General features: G+C 57.6%; 19 protein-coding genes. 9 read left to right on the top strand and 10 right to left on the bottom strand.

Annotation, left to right across the window (positions count from 1 at the left end; translation table 11 throughout):
• Positions 1 to 24 precede the first annotated feature (24 nt).
• Both ACP3PW_RS05905 and glnE read right to left on the bottom strand, forming a co-directional pair.
• Entirely contained in the window at positions 25 to 951 is a 927-nt protein-coding gene (locus ACP3PW_RS05905) for a branched-chain amino acid transaminase (protein WP_426415749.1), read from the bottom strand.
• Positions 952 to 1010: 59 nt separating this feature from the next.
• Complete coding sequence (gene glnE, locus ACP3PW_RS05900) at positions 1011 to 3965, bottom strand: bifunctional [glutamate--ammonia ligase]-adenylyl-L-tyrosine phosphorylase/[glutamate--ammonia-ligase] adenylyltransferase (protein WP_426415748.1); 2955 nt, start codon at positions 3963 to 3965, stop codon at positions 1011 to 1013.
• Positions 3966 to 4249: 284 nt separating this feature from the next.
• Here glnE and aceE point away from each other — a divergent pair, with 284 nt between their 5' ends.
• The 3 genes from aceE to ACP3PW_RS05885 all read left to right on the top strand — a co-directional run bounded on the left by aceE (position 4250) and on the right by ACP3PW_RS05885 (position 9576).
• Entirely contained in the window at positions 4250 to 6907 is a 2658-nt protein-coding gene (gene aceE, locus ACP3PW_RS05895) for a pyruvate dehydrogenase (acetyl-transferring), homodimeric type (protein WP_426415747.1), read from the top strand.
• Between the two features lie 26 nt (positions 6908 to 6933).
• Positions 6934 to 8514: a dihydrolipoyllysine-residue acetyltransferase gene (gene aceF, locus ACP3PW_RS05890; protein WP_426415746.1), complete on the top strand. Its 1581-nt coding sequence runs from the start codon at positions 6934 to 6936 to the stop codon at positions 8512 to 8514.
• 411 nt (positions 8515 to 8925) lie between these two features.
• On the top strand, positions 8926 to 9576 hold the full coding sequence (locus tag ACP3PW_RS05885) for a DsbA family protein (RefSeq protein ID WP_426415745.1): 651 nt from the start codon (positions 8926 to 8928) through the stop codon (positions 9574 to 9576).
• Positions 9577 to 9795: 219 nt separating this feature from the next.
• Here ACP3PW_RS05885 and ACP3PW_RS05880 read toward each other — a convergent pair whose 3' ends face one another.
• The 5 genes from ACP3PW_RS05880 to ACP3PW_RS05860 all read right to left on the bottom strand — a co-directional run bounded on the left by ACP3PW_RS05880 (position 9796) and on the right by ACP3PW_RS05860 (position 14141).
• Positions 9796 to 9987 carry a YgaP family membrane protein gene (locus tag ACP3PW_RS05880; protein ID WP_426415744.1) on the bottom strand — a complete coding sequence of 64 codons (192 nt, stop codon included), beginning with the start codon at positions 9985 to 9987 and terminating at the stop codon, positions 9796 to 9798.
• A gap of 112 nt (positions 9988 to 10099) precedes the next feature.
• On the bottom strand, positions 10100 to 10777 hold the full coding sequence (locus tag ACP3PW_RS05875; RefSeq protein ID WP_426415743.1) for a Crp/Fnr family transcriptional regulator: 678 nt from the start codon (positions 10775 to 10777) through the stop codon (positions 10100 to 10102).
• Between the two features lie 2 nt (positions 10778 to 10779).
• On the bottom strand, positions 10780 to 11598 hold the full coding sequence (locus ACP3PW_RS05870) for a tetratricopeptide repeat protein (RefSeq protein ID WP_426415742.1): 819 nt from the start codon (positions 11596 to 11598) through the stop codon (positions 10780 to 10782).
• Between the two features lie 144 nt (positions 11599 to 11742).
• The gene (locus tag ACP3PW_RS05865) at positions 11743 to 13527 is read right to left on the bottom strand and encodes a GspE/PulE family protein (protein ID WP_426415741.1); all 1785 of its coding nucleotides are present in this window, start codon (positions 13525 to 13527) and stop codon (positions 11743 to 11745) included.
• Positions 13524 to 14141: an inorganic triphosphatase gene (locus tag ACP3PW_RS05860; protein WP_426415740.1), complete on the bottom strand. Its 618-nt coding sequence runs from the start codon at positions 14139 to 14141 to the stop codon at positions 13524 to 13526. Before ACP3PW_RS05860 ends, ACP3PW_RS05865 begins: the two co-directional genes overlap by 4 nt.
• Positions 14142 to 14343: 202 nt before the next feature.
• Here ACP3PW_RS05860 and ACP3PW_RS05855 point away from each other — a divergent pair, with 202 nt between their 5' ends.
• The 4 genes from ACP3PW_RS05855 to argA all read left to right on the top strand — a co-directional run bounded on the left by ACP3PW_RS05855 (position 14344) and on the right by argA (position 19000).
• Positions 14344 to 15024, top strand: a complete 681-nt coding sequence (locus ACP3PW_RS05855; protein WP_426415739.1) for a TIGR00153 family protein — start codon at positions 14344 to 14346, stop codon at positions 15022 to 15024.
• Between the two features lie 19 nt (positions 15025 to 15043).
• The gene (locus ACP3PW_RS05850; protein WP_426415738.1) at positions 15044 to 16321 is read left to right on the top strand and encodes an inorganic phosphate transporter; all 1278 of its coding nucleotides are present in this window, start codon (positions 15044 to 15046) and stop codon (positions 16319 to 16321) included.
• A 158-nt stretch (positions 16322 to 16479) separates the two neighbouring features.
• Positions 16480 to 17649 carry an acetylornithine deacetylase gene (gene argE, locus ACP3PW_RS05845; protein WP_426415737.1) on the top strand — a complete coding sequence of 390 codons (1170 nt, stop codon included), beginning with the start codon at positions 16480 to 16482 and terminating at the stop codon, positions 17647 to 17649.
• 43 nt (positions 17650 to 17692) lie between these two features.
• The gene (gene argA / locus ACP3PW_RS05840) at positions 17693 to 19000 is read left to right on the top strand and encodes an amino-acid N-acetyltransferase (protein WP_426415736.1); all 1308 of its coding nucleotides are present in this window, start codon (positions 17693 to 17695) and stop codon (positions 18998 to 19000) included.
• Positions 19001 to 19049: 49 nt separating this feature from the next.
• Here argA and ACP3PW_RS05835 read toward each other — a convergent pair whose 3' ends face one another.
• On the bottom strand, positions 19050 to 21269 hold the full coding sequence (locus ACP3PW_RS05835) for a tRNA(Met) cytidine acetyltransferase TmcA (protein WP_426415735.1): 2220 nt from the start codon (positions 21267 to 21269) through the stop codon (positions 19050 to 19052).
• A 139-nt stretch (positions 21270 to 21408) separates the two neighbouring features.
• Here ACP3PW_RS05835 and ilvD point away from each other — a divergent pair, with 139 nt between their 5' ends.
• Positions 21409 to 23259 (top strand): dihydroxy-acid dehydratase, encoded by a 1851-nt coding sequence (ilvD, locus tag ACP3PW_RS05830; RefSeq protein WP_426415734.1) that lies wholly within the window; start codon positions 21409 to 21411, stop codon positions 23257 to 23259.
• A gap of 85 nt (positions 23260 to 23344) precedes the next feature.
• On the opposite strand, the gene ACP3PW_RS05825 is transcribed toward ilvD, so the two are convergent.
• The gene (locus tag ACP3PW_RS05825; protein ID WP_426415733.1) at positions 23345 to 23965 is read right to left on the bottom strand and encodes a LysE/ArgO family amino acid transporter; all 621 of its coding nucleotides are present in this window, start codon (positions 23963 to 23965) and stop codon (positions 23345 to 23347) included.
• A gap of 159 nt (positions 23966 to 24124) precedes the next feature.
• Here ACP3PW_RS05825 and ACP3PW_RS05820 point away from each other — a divergent pair, with 159 nt between their 5' ends.
• Positions 24125 to 25027 carry a LysR family transcriptional regulator ArgP gene (locus tag ACP3PW_RS05820; RefSeq protein WP_426415732.1) on the top strand — a complete coding sequence of 301 codons (903 nt, stop codon included), beginning with the start codon at positions 24125 to 24127 and terminating at the stop codon, positions 25025 to 25027.
• 8 nt (positions 25028 to 25035) lie between these two features.
• Here ACP3PW_RS05820 and ACP3PW_RS05815 read toward each other — a convergent pair whose 3' ends face one another.
• On the bottom strand, positions 25036 to 25542 hold the full coding sequence (locus ACP3PW_RS05815) for a dihydrofolate reductase (protein ID WP_426415731.1): 507 nt from the start codon (positions 25540 to 25542) through the stop codon (positions 25036 to 25038).
• Between the last annotated feature and the right edge of the window lie 78 nt (positions 25543 to 25620).

Raw genomic sequence — 25620 nt, 5'->3', positions numbered from 1 at the left:
CAACCAGCACCCCGCACACCGCACTCAGTCGACGACTGGAGTCTGCCACTCGGGGTGCTGACTACGCTTGCCAGTCACCTGATCGAAGTAAGCCGCTTGTAACTTTTCGGTCATGGGGCCCCGGCGACCGGTGCCGATCACCCGACCGTCGTGTTCACGAATGGGGAGTACTTCCGCCGCAGTACCGGTAAAGAACGCCTCGTCCGCGACATAAACCTCATCACGAGTAATACGGCGCTCCCGGATAGGGTAACCAAACTCATCCGCCAGCTGGAAGATCGTATCCCGGGTGATACCCGACAAACAGGAGGTCAGCTCCGGGGTATGGATGATACCGTTTTTCACAATAAAGACGTTCTCGCCACTGCCTTCGGCCACGTAGCCTTCGTTATCCAGCAACAGCGCTTCTTCACAGCCTGCATCCAGCGCCTCTTTCAACGCCAGCATCGAGTTGATGTAGTTGCCATTCGCCTTCGCCTTACACATGGTGATATTGACATGATGACGGGTGTAGGAAGAGGTACGGATCTTGATTCCCAGCTCCTTCGCCTCTGGCGACATATACGAGGGCCACTCCCAGGCAGCAACGATGCAGTGGGTTTTCAGGTTATCGGCCCGTAACCCCATGCCTTCGGAGCCGTAAAAACACATGGGACGCAGGTAAGCGTGATCCAGATTGTTTTCCCGCACCACGGCACGCTGCGCTTCGTTAATGGTCTCTTTATCGAATGGAATCTGCATATTCAGAATATGCGCACTCTGGAACAAACGATCGGTATGCTCCTTGAGGCGGAAGATGCAGGCACCACGATCCGTCGCGTAGGCCCGTACCCCTTCAAATACGCCCAAACCGTAATGCAGGGTGTGGGTCAACACATGGGTCTTGGCCTCACGCCACGGCACCATTTCACCATCGAACCAGATAACACCATCTCTGTCAGCCATCGACATTCGGAAACTCTCCTAACGTATATTCACTCTGTTCGGCCTGGCAACTCAACGCCAGGCTGCTACTTGTTCGATTCCAGCATCAGCCGCCGCCAGATATCAGCGACTCCCCGCCGGTAGTCGTGGAATGCGTCCCCACCGACCACCCCTTTTTGATTCTGTAGAGCCAGACGATGCGCCGCCGAGCGGTATGCTTTGTAGGCTTCACGCAATAGATCCGCGTCTTCACTGGAGATCAGGGCTGTTGCCTCGAGCGCGTCCAGCACGCCGATATTATCGGTAAATTCAAGCAGCTCCGGATGGCTATACGACCAGGCTAAAACGCCATATTGCACCATAAATTCGATATCAACGATACCACCATGATCCTGTTTGAGGTGAAATTGGGCGTCACGGCTCCAACTGTTCTCGCTACTACCGGCGGCTGTCTCTGCGGTGCCCAGGCTATCGCGCATTTTTTGCCGCATTCCGACCACCTCATTGCACAGCTCCGACGGCTCCCTGCGCTGCGCCAATACTTCACCGCGCACCCTACTGAAGCGCTCGGCTAACGCCTCACTACCTGCAATAACTCGCGCGCGGCACAAAGCTTGATGCTCCCAGGTCCAGGCGTCTGCGCGCTGGTAACGGGCAAAGGATTCCAACGAACTGACCAGCAATCCGGAAGCACCCGATGGCCGCAACCGCATATCCACTTCGTACAACTGTCCCGATGCCGTCTGGGTATTAAGAATATGAATAATGCGCTGACCGAGGCGCACAAAAAATGTTTGATTATCAATACTGCGCTCTCCGTCGGTGCTCTGCTGCCCCTCAACATCGTGCACGAACACCAGGTCCAGATCCGACCCGTAGCCCAGTTCACCTCCCCCCACCTTACCGTAGCCAATCACGATAAAGTCTCGCGGGGCGGGTTCACCACTGCTCAACCGTGGGCTGCCATGCCGCGCCACCATATTCAACCAGGCAATCTCAACCACCTCGCACACCACCACCTCGGCAATCCAGCTGAGGTAATCACTCACCTTCATAAGCGGTAACGTACCCGCGATCTCAGCTGCCGCTACCCGCAATACATGGGATGTTTTAAAGTAACGTAACGCCTCCATCTGCTGCTCAAGGTCATCGGTGGGTATTCGCATCATCTGCTGACGCAGCTCGTCGGCGAGCTGCTCGCGGCCCGGGGGGGCGAACAGTGAATCGACATCAAGAAACTCATCGAGCAGCATGGGGTAACGCGCGATCTGCTCGGCGATCCAGGGACTTTCTGTACAGAGCTTCAACAACTGCTCCAGCGCGCTGCGGTTTTCCATCAGCAACACCAGATACGCGGTGCGTCGAATCACCGATTCAACCAACGGCACAACACGCTGCAACCCCTGGTCAGGGGAGTCCAGTTCCGCCAGATGGGATAACAGCATGGGCATAAAGAGATCGATTCGCTCCCGCCCCTGACGTTGCACGGACTGCAGGGCGCGTCCCTGCTTCAAGCCCTCTATCAGGGCGAGACAGCTCTCCGCCTGGACATAACCTGCTTTTTCAAAGCGGGACAGCGCGTCTTCAGCCGACAGGCTGCCCGTCCAAAACAGCGCCCAACCCTGATCATCGGCCTCGTTTTCGGATTGTTCGGCAGGGTCCGCAACCACTTCGTCGAAATGGTGCTGCACGTTACCCCGGTGCCGGGTTAACGCTCCGTGCAACCCATCCCAATCCGTGCAGCCCATCACCAACGCGAGGCGCTGGCGGGTTGCGTCGTCTGATGGCAAGTCCTGGGTTTGCTTATCCTCCAGCGCCTGCAGCCCGTGCTCGACATTGCGCAAAAACTGGTAGGCCTCGACGAGCTGGCCCACCGCCTCCGGGGGCAGGTAATCCTTCTCCTTCAACACCTCGAGAACGCCCATAATAGGCCGTTGCTGCAACGCTCGGTCACGGCCTCCGTGGATCAACTGAAAGGCCTGGCCAATAAATTCCACCTCGCGAATGCCGCCGGAACCCAACTTGACGTTCTCCTGCATCCCTTTGCGCTTCACTTCACTTTGAATCATACGTTTCATGTCGCGCAGCGCCTCAACGGCGCTAAAATCGATATAACGCCGATAAACAAAGGGGCGCAACATCAACAAAATCTCCTCTCCGCGCACCTTGTCGCCGGCCACCACCCGCGCCTTGATCATCGCGTAGCGTTCCCAGTCGCGCCCCTGATCCTGATAGTACTGCTCCATCGCATCAAAGCTCAGCACCAGGGCTCCGCTTTGGCCATAGGGGCGCAGCCGCATATCAACCCGGAACACAAAACCCTCTACCGTTGGCGCATCCAATGCCTTTATTAGCTTCTGCCCCAGGCGGATAAAAAACTCCTGGTTGGTTAACGAGCGACGGCCGCCCTGGGTTTCCCCCTGGCAGGGGTAGGCGAAAATAAGATCGATATCCGAGGACAGGTTAAGCTCGCATGCTCCGAGTTTTCCCATCCCCAAAACAACCAGATGCTGGGGTTGCGCAGGCTCGTCGGCGTCAGCTCCCATGGGCACACCCCAGACGGGCGTACAGGATTCATAGAGCCAGGTATAGGCCGCGTCGATCGCAGCATCGGCCATCGACGACAGATCCCCGGTGGTTCCTGTCATCGGGGTCAGGCGATTGAGGTCGCGCCAGATAATGCGCGTCTGCTCTCGCTGGCGAAATCGGCGCAACTGCAACGCCAGCTGATCTTCCGTTTCGACCCCTACCAGCAGCGCATCCAGACGCTGTCGATATTCGCCCACATCATAGGCGCGCAGCAGATCGCCGCTACCCAGCAGCTCATCCAGCAGCCCAGGACGCCTGCGGCAAAGCTCGGCCACATAATCACTCCCGGACCAACACTGGACTAACTGAGCCTGCAGTGATTCATCCGCCGCCAGCTTTTGCTGCACCGACGCCAGCACCTCCATTTCATCGCTTTCGCAAAACTCCTGCCACTGACGTTCAACGATCCGTACAATCAACTCGTGCCGTTGCTTTAAAGCTCCCAGTTCCATGCCCTCACCCTTATGAACCACCACCGTCGAGGACCCAGTATAACGAGAATTAGCGCAGGCGAGGGACTGCTACACTTCAGTCTGTATGCTTATGTAAAAAAATGTAGCTAGACTACATTTGGAGCGCAACCAGATTGATTTAACCTCCTAATTTGTAGTAAAACTACATAAATTATAATAACTATCACAGCAAAAGCTTTCACCGCGCCAGAAGCACTCCAGCACTGCTGGGGATGCATAGCATTTAACCGGCTTGCTGGCGCATCTGACTTGGAGCAAGACCCATGCAAAAAGATGTAGATCCGATTGAAACCCAGGAGTGGCTGGATGCGCTGGATTCCGTACTGGAAAGCGAAGGCGAGGATCGCGCCCATTACCTGCTAACTCGCCTGGCTCGTCGGGCAACCCGCACCGGAACCCAGATTCCCTACGCGATCAACACGCCCTACCGCAATACGATTCCCTCGGCTAAAGAGGCGCGGATGCCAGGGGATCTGTTTATGGAGCGCCGCATCCGCTCCATCGTGCGCTGGAACGCGCTGGCCATGGTAATGCGAGCCAACCAGCACGATCCCGACCTGGGCGGACACATCTCCTCGTTCTCCTCCGGTGCCACCCTGTACGACATCGGCTTCAACTACTTTTTCAAGGGGCCAAGCGATGGTCAGGAGGGGGATCTGATCTATTTCCAGGGCCACTCCGCGCCCGGCATCTACTCCCGAGCATTCCTGGAAGGGCGTTTGACCGAAGAGCAACTGGATAATTTCCGCCGCGAAGTCGACGGCAAGGGTCTGCCCTCATATCCGCACCCCAAGCTGAAGCCCGATTTCTGGCAGTTCCCCACCGTATCCATGGGGCTGGGCCCCTTGCAGGCGATCTATCAGGCACACTTTATGAAGTACCTGCACAACCGTGATTTCAGCCCGGTTAACCAGCGCAAGGTATGGGCCTTCCTCGGCGACGGCGAAATGGATGAGCCGGAATCCCTGGGGGCAATCGGCCTGGCTGGACGTGAAAAACTCGACAACCTTATTTTTGTCGTTAACTGCAACCTCCAGCGCCTCGACGGGCCGGTGCGCGGTAACGGAAAAATTATGCAAGAGCTGGAGGGCCAGTTCCGTGGAGCCGGCTGGAACGTTATCAAGGTTGTTTGGGGGCGCCACTGGGACCCCCTCTTCGCCCAGGACAAGAGCGGCATCATGCAGCAACGCATGGATGAGTGCGTAGACGGCGACTACCAGAACTGCAAAGCCAAAGGCGGCGCATTTACCCGCGAGCACTTCTTCGGCAAGTACCCTGAGCTCAAAGAGATGGTCGCCCACCTGTCTGACGATGACATTTTCAACCTCAACCGTGGTGGTCACGACCCGTACAAGGTTTATGCCGCTTACCATGCAGCGGTTAACCACACCGGCCAGCCTACGGTTATCCTGGCCAAGACCGTCAAAGGTTACGCCTACGGTCAATCTGCCGAAGCCGCAAACGTTTCTCACTCGGTCAAGAAGCTACCACTGGCGGACCTGAAAGCGTTCCGCGACCGCTTCGATATCCCCGTCAAGGACGCCGAGCTGCCTAACGTACCCTATTATCGCCCGGACCCCGATGGGCCCGAAATGGTGTACATGCGCAAGCGCCGCGAATCGCTGGGGGGATTCGTACCCCAACGCCGGGCCACCAGTGCCAGCCTCGAAATCCCACCACTGTCTGCATTTGAAGCGGTCACCAAAGGCAGCGGAGAGCGCGAAATTTCAAGCACCATGGCCTATGTGCGCGTTCTTTCCGCGCTGGTCAAGGACAAGAAGATCGGCAAGCATCTAGTTCCCATTGTGCCTGATGAAGCGCGCACCTTCGGCATGGAAGGGATGTTCCGCCAGCTCGGCATCTACTCATCCGAAGGCCAGCTCTACGAGCCAATGGATTCCGACCAGGTGATGTACTACAAGGAAGATAAAAAGGGCCAGATCCTTGAAGAGGGAATCAACGAGGCGGGAGCACACGCTGCCTGGATTGCCGCAGGTACCAGCTACAGCTGCAACAACGTGCCCATGATCCCCTTTTATACGTTCTACTCTATGTTTGGCCTGCAACGTACCGGTGACCTCGCGTGGGCTTCCGGTGACATCCAGGCGCGCGGCTTCCTGATTGGCGCCACCGCGGGTCGGACCACACTCAACGGTGAAGGCTTGCAGCACCAGGATGGTCACAGCCATATCCTGGCATCCACCATCCCAAACTGTGTCAGCTACGATCCCACTTATGGCTACGAGATGGCCATTATCATTCAGGATGGCTTGCGCCGGATGATGAAGGATCAGGAAAACGTTTTCTATTACATCACCGCGATGAACGAATCCTACCAGCACCCTGCGCTGCCGGAAGGCGAGGCCGTGGTCGAAGGCGTTATCAAGGGTCTGTACTGCTTCGAGGAAAACTCCCGCAAGAGCAAGCTCAAGGTACAGCTCATGGGATCGGGCACCATCCTCAACGAAGTGCGCGCCGCGGCCGTAATTCTGCGTGACGAGTTTAAGGTAGAGTCCGACATCTGGAGCGCCACCAGCTTCAACGAGCTGCGTCGCGAAGGTATGGATGTAGAGCGCTGGAACCTGATGCACCCCTCCAAAACACCACGCGAGAGCTATGTGACCCAGTGCCTGAAAAACCGTCAAGGGCCGGTTATCGCCGCAACCGACTACATGAAGGTCTACGCTGACCAGATTCGCGACTTTGTACCCGGCACCTTTATCTCTTTGGGCACCGACGGTTTTGGTCGCAGCGATACACGCAAAAAACTGCGCCACTTCTTCGAGGTGGATCGCCACTTCATCGTATTGTCTGCACTCTACGCATTGCAGCAAGATGGGCTGGTGAAAGGGGACCTCGTCGCCAAGGCGATGAAGAAGTTCGATATTGACCCGAACAAACCCAACCCGATGTATAGCTAACCCCCAGCAGAGATAGGAACAGAGATATGAGCGACGAAATTATCAAAGTACCTGATCTCGGCGGAGACGGCGAGATCATCGAAATAAGTGTTCAGGTTGGAGATCGGATAGAAGCCGAAGATGCCATTTTGGTGGTTGAATCCGACAAGGCCAGCATGGAAGTGCCTGCCCCCTTTGCCGGCACCATTACCGAAATTCTGGTAAAGGTCGGCGACACCGCCAGTGAAGGCCTGCCCATGGTCAAGGTAGCGACCGAGAGCGCTTCCGCACCAGAGGCGGCACCCGCCGAGGAGACTAAACCGGCTTCTGCGACGGCCCCGGCCGCTGCTGAGCCCGCCACCGTAGCAACAGCCAGCGCCAGCAGTGAAGCGCTGGTAAAGGTTCCAGACCTGGGTGGTGACGGTGAAGTAACCGAGATCTGCGTGCAGGTCGGTGATCAGGTAGAAGCCGAGGACTCCATCGTTGTGGTCGAGTCCGATAAGGCGAGCATGGAGGTCCCTGCGCCTTTTGCTGGTACCGTGACCGAGATCCTGATTAAGCTGGGCGAAACCGCAAGTGAAGGCATGCCCATGGTCAAGTTGAAGACCCAGGGAGCTGCCTCCCAGCCCGCCACTGCGGCTACCGGGACAGAAACCAAAGCGCCAGCCCCGACGACGGCCCCCGCGGCCCCTGCTGTCGACCCTGGCATCATTACCACCCGCAATAAGAAAGTGCATGCGGGCCCCGCCGTGCGCAGGATCGCCAGAGAGTTCGGCGTCGACCTGAGCGAAGTAAAAGGCAGCGGCCCCCGCGGACGCGTTGTGAAAGAGGACGTGCAAAGCTTTGTTAAGACCCGCCTCAAGCAACCGGCTCCTGCGCCCATGGCAACCACCACAGGGGGCAGCGGAATTCCCGCCGTACCCACGATCGACTTCAGCAAATTTGGAGCGGTAAAAGAGGTTCCCCTGACCCGCTTGCAACAGGTGGGCGGTGCAAACCTGCATCGTAGCTGGCTTAACGTACCCCACGTCACCCAGTTCGAAGATGCTGACATTACCGAAATGGAAGCCTTCCGCAAGGCTCAGAAGGCCCAGGGTATCGCCATGACCCCCATGCCTTTCATCATCAAGGCCTGTACAACAGCCCTTAGGCGCATGCCTCAATTCAACGCATCGCTGAATCCCGACGGTACCGCGCTACTCTACAAAGAGTACTGCCACATTGGGTTCGCAGTGGATACTCCGGATGGATTGTTGGTGCCTGTCATTCGCGATGCCGACAAGAAAGGCTTGCAGGAACTGGCTACCGAAATGAGTGCGCTCGCCAGTAAAGCACAGCAGAAAAAGCTGTCACCTGCCGAGATGCAGGGAGCCTGCTTTACTATCTCCAGCCTGGGAAGCGTCGGCGGCACAGCATTTACGCCCATCGTTAACACTCCCGAGGTCGCCATTCTTGGTGTCTCCAAAGCAAGCATCAAGCCGGTATGGGATGGTCAGGCTTTCCAGCCCCGCCTTATGTTACCGCTGTCGCTCTCCTACGATCACCGCGCTATTAACGGTGCCGATGCGGCTCGCTTTACGACCCTGCTCAGCAGTTTGATGGGAGATATTCGCACACTGCTGCTGTAGCACGACGATTGCTGTAAAGAGGCCCTGCCTCTGTTTGCCCCGCACCTCCACTCAGGTGCGGGGCTTTTTTATGCCCAGGGACGGGCGGTAGATCGCGGGAGCCATGGAGGGCGATAGCGATCCAACAAAGGTAGGTAAATCGCGTGAGCCCGAGAGGGCGATAGCGATCCAACAAAGGTAGGTAAATCACGTGAGCCCGAGAGGGCGATAGCGATCCAACAAACGTAGGTAGATCGCGAATCGATATCTGCTCCTGCGTTATCGATACTTCCGGCATCCCTGCTAGTCGGAGCCGGGGAGGTGCTGACGCGTGAAACGTAAAGCCCCGGTAAATGTGAAGCCTTCCCCTTTTGTTCGGCGCCCTTTCACAGGATAATTCGCCCCTTGTCGTCACCTTACCTGGATGTTGAGATGAATAAACGAAAACGCGTAGTAATGGTTGTCGGCCTGTTATTGCCTCTGCTGGCAATCGCCGGTGTCTGGTTCAGCATGAGCGGCCCCAAACCTGCTCCTGAGCTCTCAATCGCCCGCGCCGAAGCGCTGGTTCGTCCGCACTCGCCGGTACTTGGTAGCTCTCACGCCAAAGTTACCCTGGTCGAATTTCTCGATCCCGCCTGCGGAACCTGCAAACTCTTTTATCCCGAGGTAAAAAAACTTCTCGCCGGTCAAGCCGGCAAAGTTGAACTGGTTGTGCGCTATGCCCCCTTCCACCGGGGCTCTGACAACATGGTCAGGATGCTGGTTGCCGCCCAACGCCAGGGCAAGTTCTGGCCCGTGTTGGAGAAGATGCTTGAAACGCAGCAGCAATGGGCTATTAACCATCAGGCCCAACCACAGATTTTCTGGCAATACCTGGGGGGAATGGGGCTGGATATCGAGCAGTTCAAGCTCGACATGAAGGACCCCGCCATCGACGCTATCATCAAACAGGATCTCGCTGATGCCGCTACCCTGGGAGTGAAGAAGACACCAGACTTTTTCGTCAACGGCCAGCCGCTGCCCCGCTTCGGTTTCCAGGAACTGCGCGACCTGTTGCTTGATGAGGTCAACCGGGTTTACTGATAATCGGCGTGCAGTAGCCCGTTAAGGTTTAATTAATAATCTCTGCCGCCCTCCATGGCTCACGAGATTTACCTACATCCTGTTACTAATCTCTGCCGCCCTCCATGGCTCACGAGATTTACCTACATCCTGTAGGCAAAAAAAGGCCAGCCTCGCGGAAGGCTGGCCAAACGAAACTACCCTCGGGCTATTCGCAAACCCGGTGGAGTTCTTGGGAAATCAGGACTCGCAGGTTTTGCAGGTGCTCAAACCCAGAATACGATAAAGCGGACAAAAACTGATGGCACCGGTCAGCAGGGGAACCAATCCCACCCAGCCCCAGGGTGTCTGGGGACCTACGAAAACCAGACTAATCAAGGCGAGACCGACAATTACCCGCAGAACGCGATCAATAGTTCCTACATTACTCATTGTTAAATCTCCTATGGAAATTGGCTTTCATTTGATTGGAAGCCAGCATAGGGAATACACAACGCGCACTCAGTGACTTTCTCACACTGAGCAAAAAATAGTAAGGCTAGAATTATTGTGACAGCAGCTCGTCGATCCGCCGCTGAAGCCCAGCGCCATCGATGACTTCAATCCTGCCTCGGCCCAGTCGAAGCCAACCGTTAGATTCAAACTCTTTAAGGTGACGGCTCACTACTTCACGGGCAGTACCCAACTCTTCGGCAAGATCCTGATGAGTCAATGACAACTCTTGAGCTGCATGCTTGGCCAGATAACGCGCTAACCGAACGTCGATGCGCTCAAAGGCAATTTGCTGCACCAGCGTAATCAAACGCGACAATCGCTCACTGTATGTATTAAACACGAAATCACGCAACGCCACCGATTCAGCCAAGGCGCTTTCGAAGACCTTGGCGGGTATCGCAACCGCCTTCATCGCGGTTTCACTAACGCCTTCAGCCGGGTAGGGGGAGTGGGCGAACAGACAGGATGTCGTCAACACGCAGGAACCACCACTCCCGATGTGATAGAGCACAATCTCCCTGCCCTGTTCCGAGCGCGCAAACACTTTTACCGAGCCTTCGATCACCACCAGATAATTTTCACAGGAGTCACCCTGCCTGAACAATGTCGTCCGTGCCGGGACCTCTACAATTGCCGCCTGCTCCAGCGCCTTGACGGCTGACGCATCGGTGAGCAAAACAGCCAGTGCCGGCACCTGCTGTATAAGCTGCGAATCCATAGCTTCCATTTCTACTCCTGCAACTGCTTTATTAAAGCGGTCAGGCTCCTGCTGAGTTCTGCTGCGGCCTTGTCATCACGACGAATTTCCAGCCACGGCTGACCGTTAACCGGGTGGGTGATCGTGCAGCGATTCGTTGCCCTATCACAACTGGAATCAACGTAGGGGTTAATACCGAACACTGCTATTTTTGAATTGCTGTATTCATATCCACTCTCGGCAGCTTGCCGTAAGGTGACCATCAGTTCACCTCGACGAGGAACCGAAAGCTGGTACAGGTGATCATCGGCGCGCTTAAGGTTAAGCACCCGACTATCGCGCGCAGCGAAGTTCCGCAGCAAGCTATTGGTATGTAAAAGCAGAGCCTCTTGGGCAGAATCCGTCAAATACAACTCCTTTAACGGTTCGATCCAGGCTCCCTGCTTTTGGTTATCGGCATTGACCAGTGACGCTTTTTCGGGCTGAGGTCTTGTCAGCGGTTTCGCCTCACGCTCCTCGATCAGGGTCAACAGCTCCAGCGAGTCGTGGTAATACTCGCCCTCCATCTGCGTCTGCTGAAGGTATTTTTCCAGGGTTTCCCGGGCCAACTGTAGTTTGTCGTTATGATGCAGCACTTCACCATAGACATAATAAAACTCTGGAGGAGGTGTGATTTGCAACGCTACCGCACGCTGCAGATACTGCTCTGCTTCATCAAAATTACCCAATCGCACATGGCGCTGCGCTGCCAATAGATATCGATCCATCTCCATTTCCGGGCTCAACGCCTGCACCGGAGCCACTGGCAAACCCATCAGCATAGTGAGCAGCAGTATTCGTTTCATCATCATTAGCTTCCTCATTTTCCAGTGGGCAGCCCGTCGCCACTTACCGTCCCGTACCTCCGACAAGGGAGCTCCCGAAACTTAAAGGAGCTCACTACAGGTTCACCCTTAGAGACCTTATTCTCGCCGATACAGCTCCGGGGTTAACGGTTATGCGTTACGATCCCGCTCCTGCTCAGGCGTTACCCGCAACACCTCGGCGATGGTAGTCGATCCCTGGGCAACCTTTTGTGCACCACTGAGACGCAGGCTTTTCATTCCTTCCCGAAACGCTTGCCGGCGCAATGCTGCCAGATCGCAGCGCTCGTCAATTAAGTCTTTTAGATTATCCACCAGCGGCATGATCTCGTACACACCCGCCCGCCCCCGATAACCGGTATGGCGGCATTCATCACAGCCAACCGGTTCGAACATCTCTTTCGGCGCCGCCAGTTTCCAGGGGCGTGTCAAACTCCGCCAGGCCTGCAGGTCTACCTCACAGGAACGCTTGCACAGGGGGCACAGTGTTCGCACCAAACGCTGCGCCATCACCCCGTTTATCGTGGATTTGACCATGTAGGGCGGAATCCCCAACTCTAGCAAACGGCTGACCGCCGAGGGTGCATCGTTGGTATGCAGCGTCGATATCACCAGGTGCCCCGTCAACGCTGCCTGCATTGCCATCTCGGCCGTTTCGAGATCCCGAATCTCTCCGATCATGATGATGTCCGGATCCTGACGCATCAGGGCGCGAATGCCGCTGGCGAAATCGAGACCGATGGCGTGATGCACCTGCATCTGGTTAAAGGCAGACTCCACCATCTCTATCGGGTCTTCGATGGAGCAAACATTCACCTCGGAGGTGGCCAGCGCTTTAAGCGATGAGTAAAGCGTTGTTGTCTTGCCCGAGCCCGTGGGACCTGTCACCAACACAATTCCGTTAGGTTGACTTATCATCCCCTGCCAACGGCTGTTGTCGTCTCTCCCCAGCCCCAGCTCGGAAAAGCTCTTGAGCAACACATCTGGATCGAACACCCGCATCACCATCTTCTCGCCGAAGGCCGTAGGCAGCGTCGAAAGGCGTAGCTCAACCTCGTTACCCTCGAGGCTTTTGGTCTTTAATCGTCCATCCTGGGGCTTACGTTTTTCGGCCACATTCATGCGCCCCAGAATTTTGATACGGCTGGTCACCGCAGCGTTTACCTTGGCGGGAAACTCGTACACATTGTGCAGCACGCCATCGATACGAAAGCGCACCGTGCCCTGATCTCGACGGGGTTCGATATGAATGTCGCTGGCGCGCTGCTCGAACGCATACTGCAACAACCAATCGACAATGTTGACGATGTGCTGATCGTTGGCATCGGGTGCCTGGAGATTACCCAGCTCCAGCAGCTGTTCAAAATTGCCCAGTGTGCGGGCATGACCCGACTCCTCTCCTCCCGCCTGTGTCACCGAGTTCGATAGCTTAAAAAATTCTGCCGAGTAGCGGCGAATATCTGCCGGGTTCGCAACAACCCGCTTGATATCGCGCCGCAGCACATGGCGCAAATTCTCTTCCCAGGCGCGAACAAACGGCTGCGCGCTAGCGATTGTCACTGTTTCGTCGTCCATCTCCAGCGCCAAAATCTGATGCCGCTCGGCGAACGCCTGTGACATCAGGGGAGTGACTTTTTGCACCTCAACCTTGAGGGGGTCGATGTGATACAACGGCTGCCCGGCCCAGTCCGCCAACCACTTACTCAGATAATCCAGGTCCAGGGGTCTTTCGGAGCCATCGTGGCGAACAAAGCCGTGACCGGAGACAAACTCCAGTGGATGCAGACTCGTCTGGTTCGACAGCCGGGGCCGAGCCAGCACCTCCTCCGCCTGCTCTGGGGTAATTGTGTTCTTTTGAATCAACTGGCGTACAACACCCTGCAGGTCGAGCAGTTGCTCCTCCGCCACGGCATTCATGCTTCCTGCCCCATCAAACGATAGCCCCGCTGGGCCTTGCTGATATCGCTGGGCGACAGATCAATATCCAACGCCAGCAAGTCCGCCACCTCCTGTAGCACCGTCTCTTCGCCATCCTTGAGTTCCAACTCCAGCTCGCAAATCGCCAGGTGTTTTCCACCAGCTATTACCTGCCCCTGATCCAGCGCGACTTCGATCACCCCCTTGAATTGGCCCGACCACTCCAGCAACCAGCATTCGCGTTCAAAATCCGTATTAAAACAGGGTAAAAGGCTCGATTTGATGCGCTCATCCAGCGGCCAGTGATCTTCATCCAACAATTCGAGGTCGATGCGTTCGTTCTCCAACGGCCACTCCCACTCCTGCCGGCGGCTCAGCCCGGCACTGCGCTCACCGCTGGTTTTGAGGGTTTGGGTGTACCCGGTGGCGTGATGGCGAACCCGTAACGCGACCCGGTTGGCGCGCAAGTCAAATTGGGGGGTATCGTAATAGCAGTTCAGTAAGCGCTGGCTACCCTGACTTCGAGCATTTTCGCCATTTAATATTGCATGATGCCTTACGCGCTCGAACTGATCGGGCTGCAACAATAGTTTCAATTCCGTTTCCAGCGCCATGCCTCTGTTTTCCTTGAAAATCTTGATTCAAACCATGCCATTAAGGGTACTTGCGCTACCCTTGGGATACCAGTAAAAATGCCGCAAAATTCATGATCGGTGGCAACGGTCGAGGGGTTGCCCGCTAATTCGACCCACTTTGGGCTGGCCACCCATTGATCAGATTCGTATACTTGCGCCCACTTTAAACAGGACCTTGATTATGGCTGCCAACTCACCCTTTTCCAGAATGTTCGGCCGATCTCCGATCGGGCCGATCCAGGAGCACATCAGCAAGGCGCACGAGTGCGCCGAACAGCTTATCCCCTTCATCGACGCGGCCATGGCAGGCGACTGGAAAGAAGCCAAACGCCAGCAGCAGCTTATTTCCGCCTATGAGGAGGAAGCCGATAGGCTCAAGAAGAATGTGCGCCTGTCACTGCCCAAGAGCCTGTTCCTGCCGGTTCCACGCAATGACCTACTGGACGTTGTCACGGTACAAGACAAGGTGGCCAACCGCGCCAAAGATATCGCCGGTCTCATGCTGGGCCGCAAAATGATGATCCCTGAACCGCTACAGGGTGCTTTCCGCCGTTACCTCCAGCGCTCGATCGAAACCTCAGCCCAGGCCGTGAAGGCGATTCACGAGCTGGATGAACTGCTCGAAACCGGTTTCCGTGGCCGTGAGGTGGTTTTGGTTGAAGCCATGATCGAGGAACTCGACAAGATCGAGGGCGACACCGATGACCTGCAAATTGCAATTCGTGGCGCCCTGCTCAAAATGGAGCAGGATCTACCCCCGGTAGATGTAATGTTCCTCTACCGTGTTATCGACTGGGTGGGAGATCTTGCCGATCGCGCCTCCCGTGTTGGATCCCGCCTGCAGTTGCTGCTGGCTCGCTAACCAGAACGGGTATCAGATTATGACTATTATTGCTGAGAACGCGACACTTCTACTAGCGATGGCCTGTGTCTTTGGCTTCTTTATGGCCTGGGGTGTGGGAGCAAATGATGTTGCCAACGCCATGGGAACCTCGGTGGGCTCAAAGGCCCTCACCGTAAAGCAGGCGATCATTATCGCGATTATTTTTGAATTCGCCGGTGCCTTCCTCGCAGGGGGCGAAGTGACCGCCACCATTCGCAAAGGGATCATCGACCCCTCCCTGCTCACCGACACTCCGGAGCTATTGGTCTACGGAATGCTGGCCTCGCTGCTGGCTGCCGGCATCTGGTTACTGGTTGCAACCTACTTTGGCTGGCCGGTCTCCACGACTCACTCTATCGTGGGCGCCATCGTCGGTTTTGCTGCGGTCGGCATCTCCATGGAGGCCGTCGCCTGGGGCAAGGTCGGTACCATCGCCGCCAGCTGGGTGGTCTCTCCTCTGCTGGCGGGCACCTTCGGTTTCTTCACCTTTATGAGCGTGCAGAAACTGGTACTCAACACCAAGAACCCCTTCGATGCGGCGCAACGCTATGTGCCGATGTATATCTTTCTGGTCGCTTTCCTCATCAGCATGGTCACCATGGTCAAGGGGCTTAAACATATCGCAGCCTTCAAAGCGCTGCAGCTGAGCTTCCTGCAGGATGCAATGATCTCCGCCGGTATCGCCGTGGTGGTCACCCTGATCGGCATCTCCATGCTACGCAAGATCAAACTTGATCCCAGCGAGAACAAGGATTTCCACTTCACCAGCGTGGAGAAGCTGTTCGGGGTTCTGATGATGTTCACCGCCTGCGCCATGGCCTTCGCCCACGGCTCCAACGATGTGGCCAACGCCGTTGGCCCCCTGGCGGCGGTCGCCAGCGTGGTCTCCTCCGGGGGTGAGATCGGCGCCAAGAGCGTGATGCCCGCCTGGATCCTGCTGCTTGGTGGCGGGGGAATTGTTGCCGGTCTGGTGATGTACGGACATAAAGTGATCGCCACCGTTGGCACCAACATCACCGAACTGACCCCCAGCCGAGGCTTTGCCGCCACCCTGGCCGCTGCGGGTACCGTCGTACTGGCTTCCGGTACCGGCCTGCCGATCTCCACCACCCACACCCTGGTAGGGGCGGTGCTCGGCGTAGGTATCGCTCGTGGTATCGGCGCGCTCAACCTGCGGGTGATCGGCACCATCTTCATGTCCTGGATCGTGACCCTGCCCGCCGGTGCTGGCCTTGCTATCCTGTTCTTCTTCCTCTTCAAGGGCATCTTCTCCTGATCCCCTCCGGGGCCGGCGCACCCGCTGCGCCGGCCCGCCATTGCCCGCCCCCTCGTTGGGCATCCCCCTCCTGACATCCTCGCTGCGCTGGCCTGCTCCACGTCCCCTGTGGCACACTGACCACGGCCCGTTGTTGGGTCGACCCACCGGAGTCAAGGATGCCCGCCCCCAACCTGCCACTGCTGCTACCCCTTCTTTCCAAGCTGATCGAGCTGCCCTCGATTAGCTGTACCAACCCTCGAATCGACCAAGGCAACCGTGGCGTTATCGACCAGCTCGCACAATGGTTCGAAGCGCTGGGCTTTTCCATCGAAATCCAGCCGCTTCCCAAGCAACCGAGCAAAGCCAATCTGATCGCCACTCTGGGGAGCGGCCCTGGCGGGCTCGTACTAGCGGGACATACCGACACGGTACCCTGCGATGAGTCGCTTTGGAGCAGCAACCCCTTCGCTATGACCGAACGCGATCAGCGCCTGTACGGACTCGGGGTCTGCGATATGAAGGGCTTTTTCCCCCTGGTGATCGAGGCGATCCGTGATATGCCGCTAGATAAGCTCAATCACCCACTGATCATTCTTGCGACTGCCGACGAAGAATCCTCCATGGCGGGGGCCAGGGCGCTGGCCGACGCTGGCAAGCCCAAGGCCCGCTTCGCCCTGATTGGAGAGCCTACCGGGATGCGCCCGGTACACATGCACAAGGGCATCATGATGGAACGCATCCACATTCAGGGGCAAGCCGGTCACTCCAGCGATCCATCGCTGGGGCGCAATGCGGCGGAAAGCATGCAACGGGTGATGGCGGAGCTGATGCTGTTTCGCGGCGAACTTCAGCAACAGTACCGTAATGAACTGTTCAAGGTGCCAGTACCCACCCTTAACCTGGGGTGCATTCACGGTGGCGACAACCCCAACCGAATCTGTGGACAATGCTCACTGGAATACGACCTGCGCCCACTACCCGGAATGCAGCCTGCGGAGTTGCGCGAGATGATTCGCCAGCGCTTGCAGCCGATCGCTCAGGCCGACCAGGTAACGATTAGCGTCGAGCCCATTTTTGAAAGTATTCTACCCTTCGCCACCGCTCCCTCATCGGAGTTGGTCACCGCCTGCGAGCAACTAACAGGCTACCGGGCCGAAACCGTTGCCTTTGCCACCGAGGCGCCTTTCCTCTCAAGTATGGGCATGGAAACCCTGGTACTGGGCCCCGGGGATATAGATCAAGCGCACCAGCCCGATGAATTCCTGGCGCTCGATCGCATCCCACCCATGGTCAACCTGCTGCGCTCATTGATTCGTCGCTTCTGTCTGGAGGCGGGACAGGTATAATGAATCGGCATAACAACAGCCCAACGCGAGCAGGAAAGTCAGCGTGAAGATCTCCAGCGCCGAATACGTCAATTTTTTTCGCCACTCCTCACCCTATATCAATGCACACCGGGGCGGTACATTCGTGATCCATCTCTGCGGCGCTACTCTCGCCTACGACGGGTTCGATAACATCATTCACGACATTGCCCTGCTCAATAGTCTCGGCGTGCGACTGGTGCTGGTGTTCGGGGCACGCCCGCAAATTGAGCAGCGCATTCAGGAGCGGGGCATCGAATGCACGTTTCACGATGACGTACGCCTGACCAGCAAAGAGGTGCTGGACTCGGTCAAGGACGCAGTGGGTAACCTGCGCATTCGGATTGAGTCCCTGCTGTCGATGGGGCTCGCCAACTCCCCCATGCACGGCGCCCGCATTCGAGTGGTATCGGGTAACTTTGTCACCGCCAAACCCCTCGGCGTGGTCGATGGCGTCGACTTCCAGCAAACCGGCGAAGTTCGACGCATCGACCATGAGGCGATCTCCCAGCTACTGAGTGACGGTTACGTCGTACTGCTTTCCTGCCTGGGCTCTTCGCCCACAGGAGAGGTTTTTAACCTCCCCGTAGAACAGGTTGCCACGGCTACCGCCGCTGCCCTGAGGGCGCAAAAACTGATTTTGTTCGGTGCCAATGACGGTGTCTGCACGGACTCCGGTGAACTGCAACGGCAGATGCGCGTGCACCAGGCTCGCGCACTCCTTCCCCAGCTGAGCGCAGAACCCAAACGTTTGTTGCACGCCGCGATCAATGCCTGCGAGCAGGGCGTCAATCGCAGCCATATCATAGGCCACGCTACCGACGGAGCCTTACTGCAAGAGTTGTTCACCCGTGACGGAGCCGGCACCCTGATTACCCAGCAGGGGTACGAGGAGACGCGCCAGGCCTGCATCGAGGATGTGGGGGGCATACTGGAGCTGATCCAACCCCTTGAGGAACAGGGGGTATTGGTGCGCCGCTCACGCAAACAGCTGGAGCGGGAGATCGGTTTGTTCACCGTGGTCGAACGCGACGGCATGATTATCGGCTGCGCATCTCTGCACCCCTTTAGTGATGCACGTTGCGCCGAGCTCGCCTGTGTCGCGATCCACCCCGATTACCGCAAGGGAAATCGAGGTGACCTGCTGCTGGAGTATGCCGAGGAGTTCGCCCGTAAGCAGGGGACCGAGCGCCTCTTCGTTCTCACGACCCGCACGGCACACTGGTTTGTCGAGCGTGGATTTAATGAGATTCAGGTCGACCAGTTACCCGACGCCAAAAAAGAGCTCTACAACCTACAGCGCAACTCCAAGGTGTTTGAGAAACAACTGTAAGCCCCTGGCGGCCCCGCGGAAAGCCGCCTGGGGCTGTCTGCCCCGCTTGCTATAAAGTAATGGCACCCGAACGCAGGCATTCAAATTCGGCCGGCAGCAAGCGGTCCAACTGCCGCGCGTAGAGCCCACGCAGGCGCAGCTGAAGCTGCTGCCGCCCCTGACCGGGACACGCGGATGCGAGGGCCTTCCAGCTGTGATGATGCAAAACCTTCCCCTGCAGCAGCGCGTTATCGGCGTCACTCATCGCTCCCAGCTCTCCGTTCTCGAGCCAGAGGCTTAGTGCCTCCTGCAGAACCACCGAACAGGTCTCATAGAGACGTTGTCCATCGGCAAAACTGATCAAATCCGACCACCACTGCTCTTGCGCTGCATGGGGTGAAACCGGCGCAGTCCACTCGGCGCCCGACAGTAGACAGGCCTCCAGTTCAGGCTCAAGCTCGCGGTAATGCTCCGCCAACTGGCGCGGAAAATGATCGACAAAACGGGACCGTCCCAACGCTACCATCGCGGCTCCCGCTTCACTGATCCCTTTGGCAACCATCACCGAGTAGCTGCCACTGCTGGCTTCGCGACGGACCCCAAGGCGTAACGGTGTTAATCCGGCACGCAACCAGAACGGCAGCAAACGTGCCGTCACGCCAAAGCTCGAACCAAGATAATCGCACCCCATTTGCCGTGCCCCGCACTCCGCCTCCTCCAACAGTCGAGAGCCTAACCCCCGACTATGGCACTGCGGGTGAACCGCTATACGCATCACCCGCAAACAGCGCAGGGTCGGCGCTTCGCGCAGTCCACCGTGGGTAGCCAGGGATTGCGCCAGCAAGTGACCCCGTGGACGCCGCCTACCGAGCCAGATCTCTCGTGCCAGCGTCTCGTCGAATCCCCCCTCCTGGGCCAGCAATGCCGCTCCCAGCAACTGCCCCTGGTGCAGCAGCAACAATATCTCCAGGTTAGGGCCATCCAACAGGTGCCGCAGATCGGAGGCACTGGTGCGATAGTGCGCCATCACCAACAAACCAAACAGCTGTCGCAGGAGTTCCGGTTGCTCCCCCAGCTGTGGTTGGGTCACCCAACGTAGCTCGACGCTGTCGCTGTCGATCTGCACTTCGGGTGCGTCGCAATCGGCATCGAGCAATAGACTCTCGAAACACCAGCGCTCCAGCGGATCCTGCTCGGACCAGCGGATCGGCTGCTGCAGCGTTAGTTCACGCCAGCCCGGCGCACGACGCTCAAGCACTTGCTGAAACCTTAATGCAAAGCCCCGGCCGGAGCCCTCGTAGCCATGAATGGTGGAGGCGTATACCACCTGCGGATAGTGATCGAGCATCGCTTCCAGCAGCGGCGAGGGTATGGCGGCGGCTTCATCAACCAGCAACAGATCGGCGGCGGGGCGTTGCCGTAACAACTCATCGGGGGCGAAAAAACGGATGCGCCCCTCAATCCAGTGAATGTCACCCGAGGCCGGGGGCAGGCCCAGTCGCTTGCGCGCATTGGCAAACAGGGCATCGGCCGCACTGCGGCGCGGTGCGCACACCGCAATCTCTCGCGTTCCGACTCGCAGCAGGTTTGCAGCGGCTATACCCAGCGCCGCAGATTTGCCGCGCCCACGATCCGAACGGATTACCAGCGGCCGAGGGTGATGGGTTTGTGCAACCTCCTCGATCGCGATAACCGAACGTTGTTGGTCCTGGGTCAGGCAACCACTGCTGTCATTTAACAGGGGCGATGCGGGTCGCAATGCTTGCCGGGGGCTGTCGGGCAACCGGGTGCCTTGCTGGCACAACACTGAGTCCGCCCCCCCTAACACCCGACTCACCATCCACTGCAAAAACTGCCCGCGCATACGGTCAGGCTGCTGCGGCCAGATCGCCAGACGTTCGTAGTCAGGGTCAGGGAATTCGGGCCACTGCGCCAGCGGCGGGGCCAGCAGCAGCAACAATCCACCGCCACACACCGCTCCGCACGCCGCGCCCAGCGCATCGGGATTGAGTCCGCTCCAGGCATCAAATACCAACAGGTCCCACTCGCTGCCCAGAAGAGCCCCGTGTTTTGCGGGCGCAATCACCTGAGCGCAGCCACAGTCGCTAGCCGCGGTGACCCAGCAGTGCTTTGCGTGGGGGGCTTGCGCCAACAGCGCCAGGCCCCAGGCCTTGGCGTAGTGGCGACTCCAGGCGCGGCTACCCGATAGCACCAACAACCGTCGCTGGCGGGTAAGCCGAGCCTGATGCTGCAGCTGGTGACACAGTGATAAAAAGTCCCGCTCTGCCATGAATGGCCCTTACCCGGAAACTGAAACCAAATTGGGTTCTCATTCTACACCAGCCTCCTGGCTACGCGCGGTTTTCCACCCCCGCGCATCCTGCTATTCTAGGCGGCCATAAAATCAATACTGCAGTGCAGGAGCTATCATGCCGGATTATCGTTCCAAAACATCCACCCACGGCCGCAATATGGCCGGTGCTCGCGCACTGTGGCGCGCTACCGGTGTAAAAGGCGAGGACTTCGGCAAGCCGATCATCGCCGTTGTTAACTCCTTTACCCAGTTTGTACCGGGGCACGTGCACCTCAAAGACCTCGGCCAGCTGGTCGCGCGGGAGATCGAAAAAGCCGGCGGCATCGCCAAAGAGTTCAACACCATTGCGGTCGACGATGGCATCGCCATGGGTCACGACGGCATGCTCTACTCATTGCCTTCGCGCGAGCTGATTGCCGATTCCGTGGAATACATGGCCAACGCCCACTGTGCCGACGCTCTGGTTTGCATCTCCAACTGCGACAAGATCACCCCCGGCATGCTGATGGCGTCCCTGCGCCTTAATATCCCCACCGTATTCGTCTCCGGCGGGCCGATGGAAGCGGGCAAGACCAAACTGGGGGGCGACGTCATCAAACTCGATCTGGTCGACGCCATGGTCGCCGCCGTAGACCCCAGCATCAGTGACGAGGATGCTGCCGAGTATGAACGCAGTGCCTGCCCAACCTGTGGCTCCTGCTCCGGCATGTTCACGGCCAACTCCATGAATTGCCTGACCGAGGCCCTGGGCCTCTCCCTACCCGGAAATGGCAGCATGCTGGCCACCCACGCCGACCGCGAGCAGCTATTTCTCGAAGCGGGACGCCGGATTGTCGATATCACCAAGCGCTACTATGAAGGCAACGACGCCAGCGTGCTGCCACGCAACGTCGCCAGCTATGCGGCCTTCGAAAACGCCATGACGCTGGATATCGCCATGGGCGGTTCCACCAACACCATACTGCACCTGTTGGCCGCAGCGCAGGAGGCGGAGATCGACTTCGGCCTCCACGAAATTGATGCCTTATCGCGCAAGATCCCCCAGCTATGCAAGGTGGCTCCGAATACGCCGTTGTATCATATGGAAGATGTACACCGCGCCGGCGGTATCATGGCCATTCTGGGCGAACTCGATCGGGCAGGTCTGATCAACACGGATATTCCGACGGTGCATAGCGCCACCCTCAAGGACGCACTGGATCAGTGGGATATCACCCGCACCTCCGATGAAGCCACCCGCACATGGTTTCGTGCAGGCCCCGCCGGTATCCCAACCCAACAGGCTTTTAGCCAGGATTGTCGCTGGGACAGCCTCGACAGCGACCGCGCCAACGGCTGCATCCGCGATATCGAGCACGCGTACTCCCAAGAGGGAGGTCTGGCCGTCCTCCATGGCAACATCGCCGAGAGTGGCTGCGTCGTTAAAACGGCCGGTGTCGATGAAAGCATATTGGTATTTGAGGGTCGCGCGCGGATCTTCGAAAGTCAGGATGCTGCCGTCAAAGGTATTCTCGACGACCAGATCGAAGCGGGCGACGTGGTGGTGATTCGCTACGAAGGACCCAAGGGCGGGCCGGGTATGCAAGAGATGCTTTACCCAACCAGTTACCTCAAGTCAAAAGGTCTCGGCAAAGTCTGCGCGCTACTGACCGATGGTCGCTTCTCCGGAGGAACCTCCGGTCTCTCCATCGGCCACGTCTCCCCCGAAGCCGCCTCCGGTGGAGCCATAGGATTAGTGGAGGAGGGTGATTCCATTCTTATCGATATTCCCGCACGCACAATCAACTTGCAGCTCAGCGACGAGGCGATGGCCGCCCGCCGTGCAGCGATGGTTGCCAAAGGACGCGCCGGCTGGAAACCAGCCGCCCCTCGCGAGCGCAAGGTAAGCACGGCACTTAAAGCCTACGCGGCAATGGCGACCAGCGCCGACCGCGGCGGCGTGCGCGATCTTGAGCAGCTTGACTGAGCCAGGCTTGCGCCACACAAAAAAGGGGTGCCATTGCGGCGCCCCTTTTTTATGTTTTATGTTCGGGTGATACAACCCATTGACGTTAAAGCGAGAGTAATCCGAGCCCTTTTATCACCAGTTTGGCTGCCATAAACCACATCAATAACCAGACCCCTCCATCAACCAGCTTCCACACCAGCGGTCGATCAAGCCAGGGGGCCAGTTTCGCCGCGCCCATCCCCAGCGCGTAAAACCAGAGCAGGGACGCGCACATCGCTCCCAGCGTAAAGTGGAGGCGCTCATCTCCGGCGTATTGACCACCAATTGATCCCAGCAGCACCACGGTATCCAGATAAACATGGGGATTAAGCAGAGTCACCGCCAGGGCACCAGCCAGTACCGCCCCCATACTGCCCGCTTGTATGCTGCCTTCGCGCAGATGATGTGGCTGCATGGCGCTGCGCAGCGACAGCCATCCGTACCAGGCCAGAAACAGCGCCCCACCCCAGCAGGCTACCTGAAGTAACAGCGGATTCGCCGCAATCAACACCCCCATGCCCATAACGCCGACGGCGATCAGGACGATGTCGCACAGGGCGCAGAGTGTTGCCACCCAGAAAGGGTAGCTGCGACGCAAGCCGCTGGTCAGAACGTAGGCGTTCTGGGCGCCGATGGGGATAATCAAGCTGGCTCCGAGCCCAAGACCGGTAAGATAGGCGCTCATAACGTTTTCCTTTTCTACATTGATAGATCCGCAATGGATCCGCTGGCAGACAGACCGGTAAATCGGCAAATACGCCATGGCCGGTAGCGATGGTTGTAGCATAAGGAGGCCCCGTGATATTTTAAAACTAATATTCCTAATGATTTATTAATATTTTTTATGATGGACTACAAACTCGTTGAAGCCGTAGCAACGGTACTCCTGTGCGGAGGCTTCGAAAAAGCCGCGCAACGCCTGGGCCTGACACAGTCCGCCGTTTCCCAGCGGGTTCGATTGCTGGAAGCACGCATGGCAAAACCCCTGCTGATCCGCTCCACCCCCCCTACCGCAACGGATGCCGGTTTACGCCTGCTGCAACATTACCAGCAAGTACATACTCTCGAGCTGAGCATGGCGGACGAGCTGTCCCCCGACCTATCTACCCAATACAAGACCCTCTCCATCGGCGTCAATGCCGACAGCCTTGCGACCTGGCTACTCGATAGCGTGGCCGACGAATGCCGGCAACAACGGGTGCTGCTCGATCTCCATTGTGGGGACGAAAGTGTCACCCTGGGAATGCTGCGCCAGGGCAAGGTGATCGGCTGTCTCAGCTCTTGCGAGGAAGCCATACAGGGGTGCCGGGTCGATGCGCTGGGAAGGATGGCCTATATTGCCGTGGCCACCCCCGATTTTATTGCGCGCCACTTTCCTAATGGGGTCAGTCGAGAGGCGCTATACAAGACTCCCACGGTGGTCTTTAACTTCGACGATCGCCTGCAGGATCGCTACCTGCAACATCACTTCAACGTGCAGCCCGGCGAGTACCCTTGCCACCAGCTTCCTTCGACCCAGGCCTTCGTCGACGCCGCGCTACTGGGTATCGCCTACAGCCTGGTGCCGCGACTGCATGTTGAAAGGCAGCTGGCAGACGCAACGCTGATGGAGCTTGCACCGGGGCGCGCCGTATTCAGCGACCTCTACTGGCACTATTGGAGTATTCGAAGCCCGTTACTGGAGCGTTTCAGTAACACCCTTATTCAGCAAGCCAGTGCACGCCTGCTGCCCATCGATAGTGAGTAGTCGCAAACTCAGGGGGTTCGATCGAGAACCAGATAGCTGAATTGCATCGGCGGTTCATCCTCGCTGAAATGATCCTCCCGTTGCACCTCGCTCCACTGGCTCAGGTCGACCTCGGGAAACCAGGCATCGCCGTCAAAGCTCTGGTACACCTTTGTAAGATAAAGGCGGTCCGCTTTCTCCAGCGCCAGGCGATAGATCTGCTCACCACCAATCACCATCATCTCATCGAGCCCGTTGATCAGGCCAATGTTTTGCGCCAGCTCCAGCCCATCCTCCAGACTATGGACGACCTTGACCCCCTCCGGCTGGTAATTGAGGTCCCGGGTAATCACGATATTGGTGCGCCCCGGCAGCGGCTTACGCAATGAATCAAAGGTTTTTCGCCCCATGATGACAGGCTTCCCCATCGTCACCGCCTTGAAATACCTCAGGTCACCGGGTAGATACCAGGGCAGCTTATTGTTAATTCCAATCGCGCCGTTTTCGGCCACTGCGGCGATCATCGCTATGCGCATAGATCTCTCCTGAAAGAGCAAAAAAACTGGCGGCAGCATAACCAGCCAATTCATCGCTAGCAAGAGGTACAGACTCGC

It is taken from the genome of Aestuariirhabdus sp. LZHN29 (assembly GCF_049985285.1).
Lineage (GTDB): Bacteria > Pseudomonadota > Gammaproteobacteria > Pseudomonadales > Aestuariirhabdaceae > Aestuariirhabdus.
The sequence above is the reverse complement of the archived record's forward strand: the minus strand, read 5'-3'. Positions and strand labels throughout refer to the sequence as shown.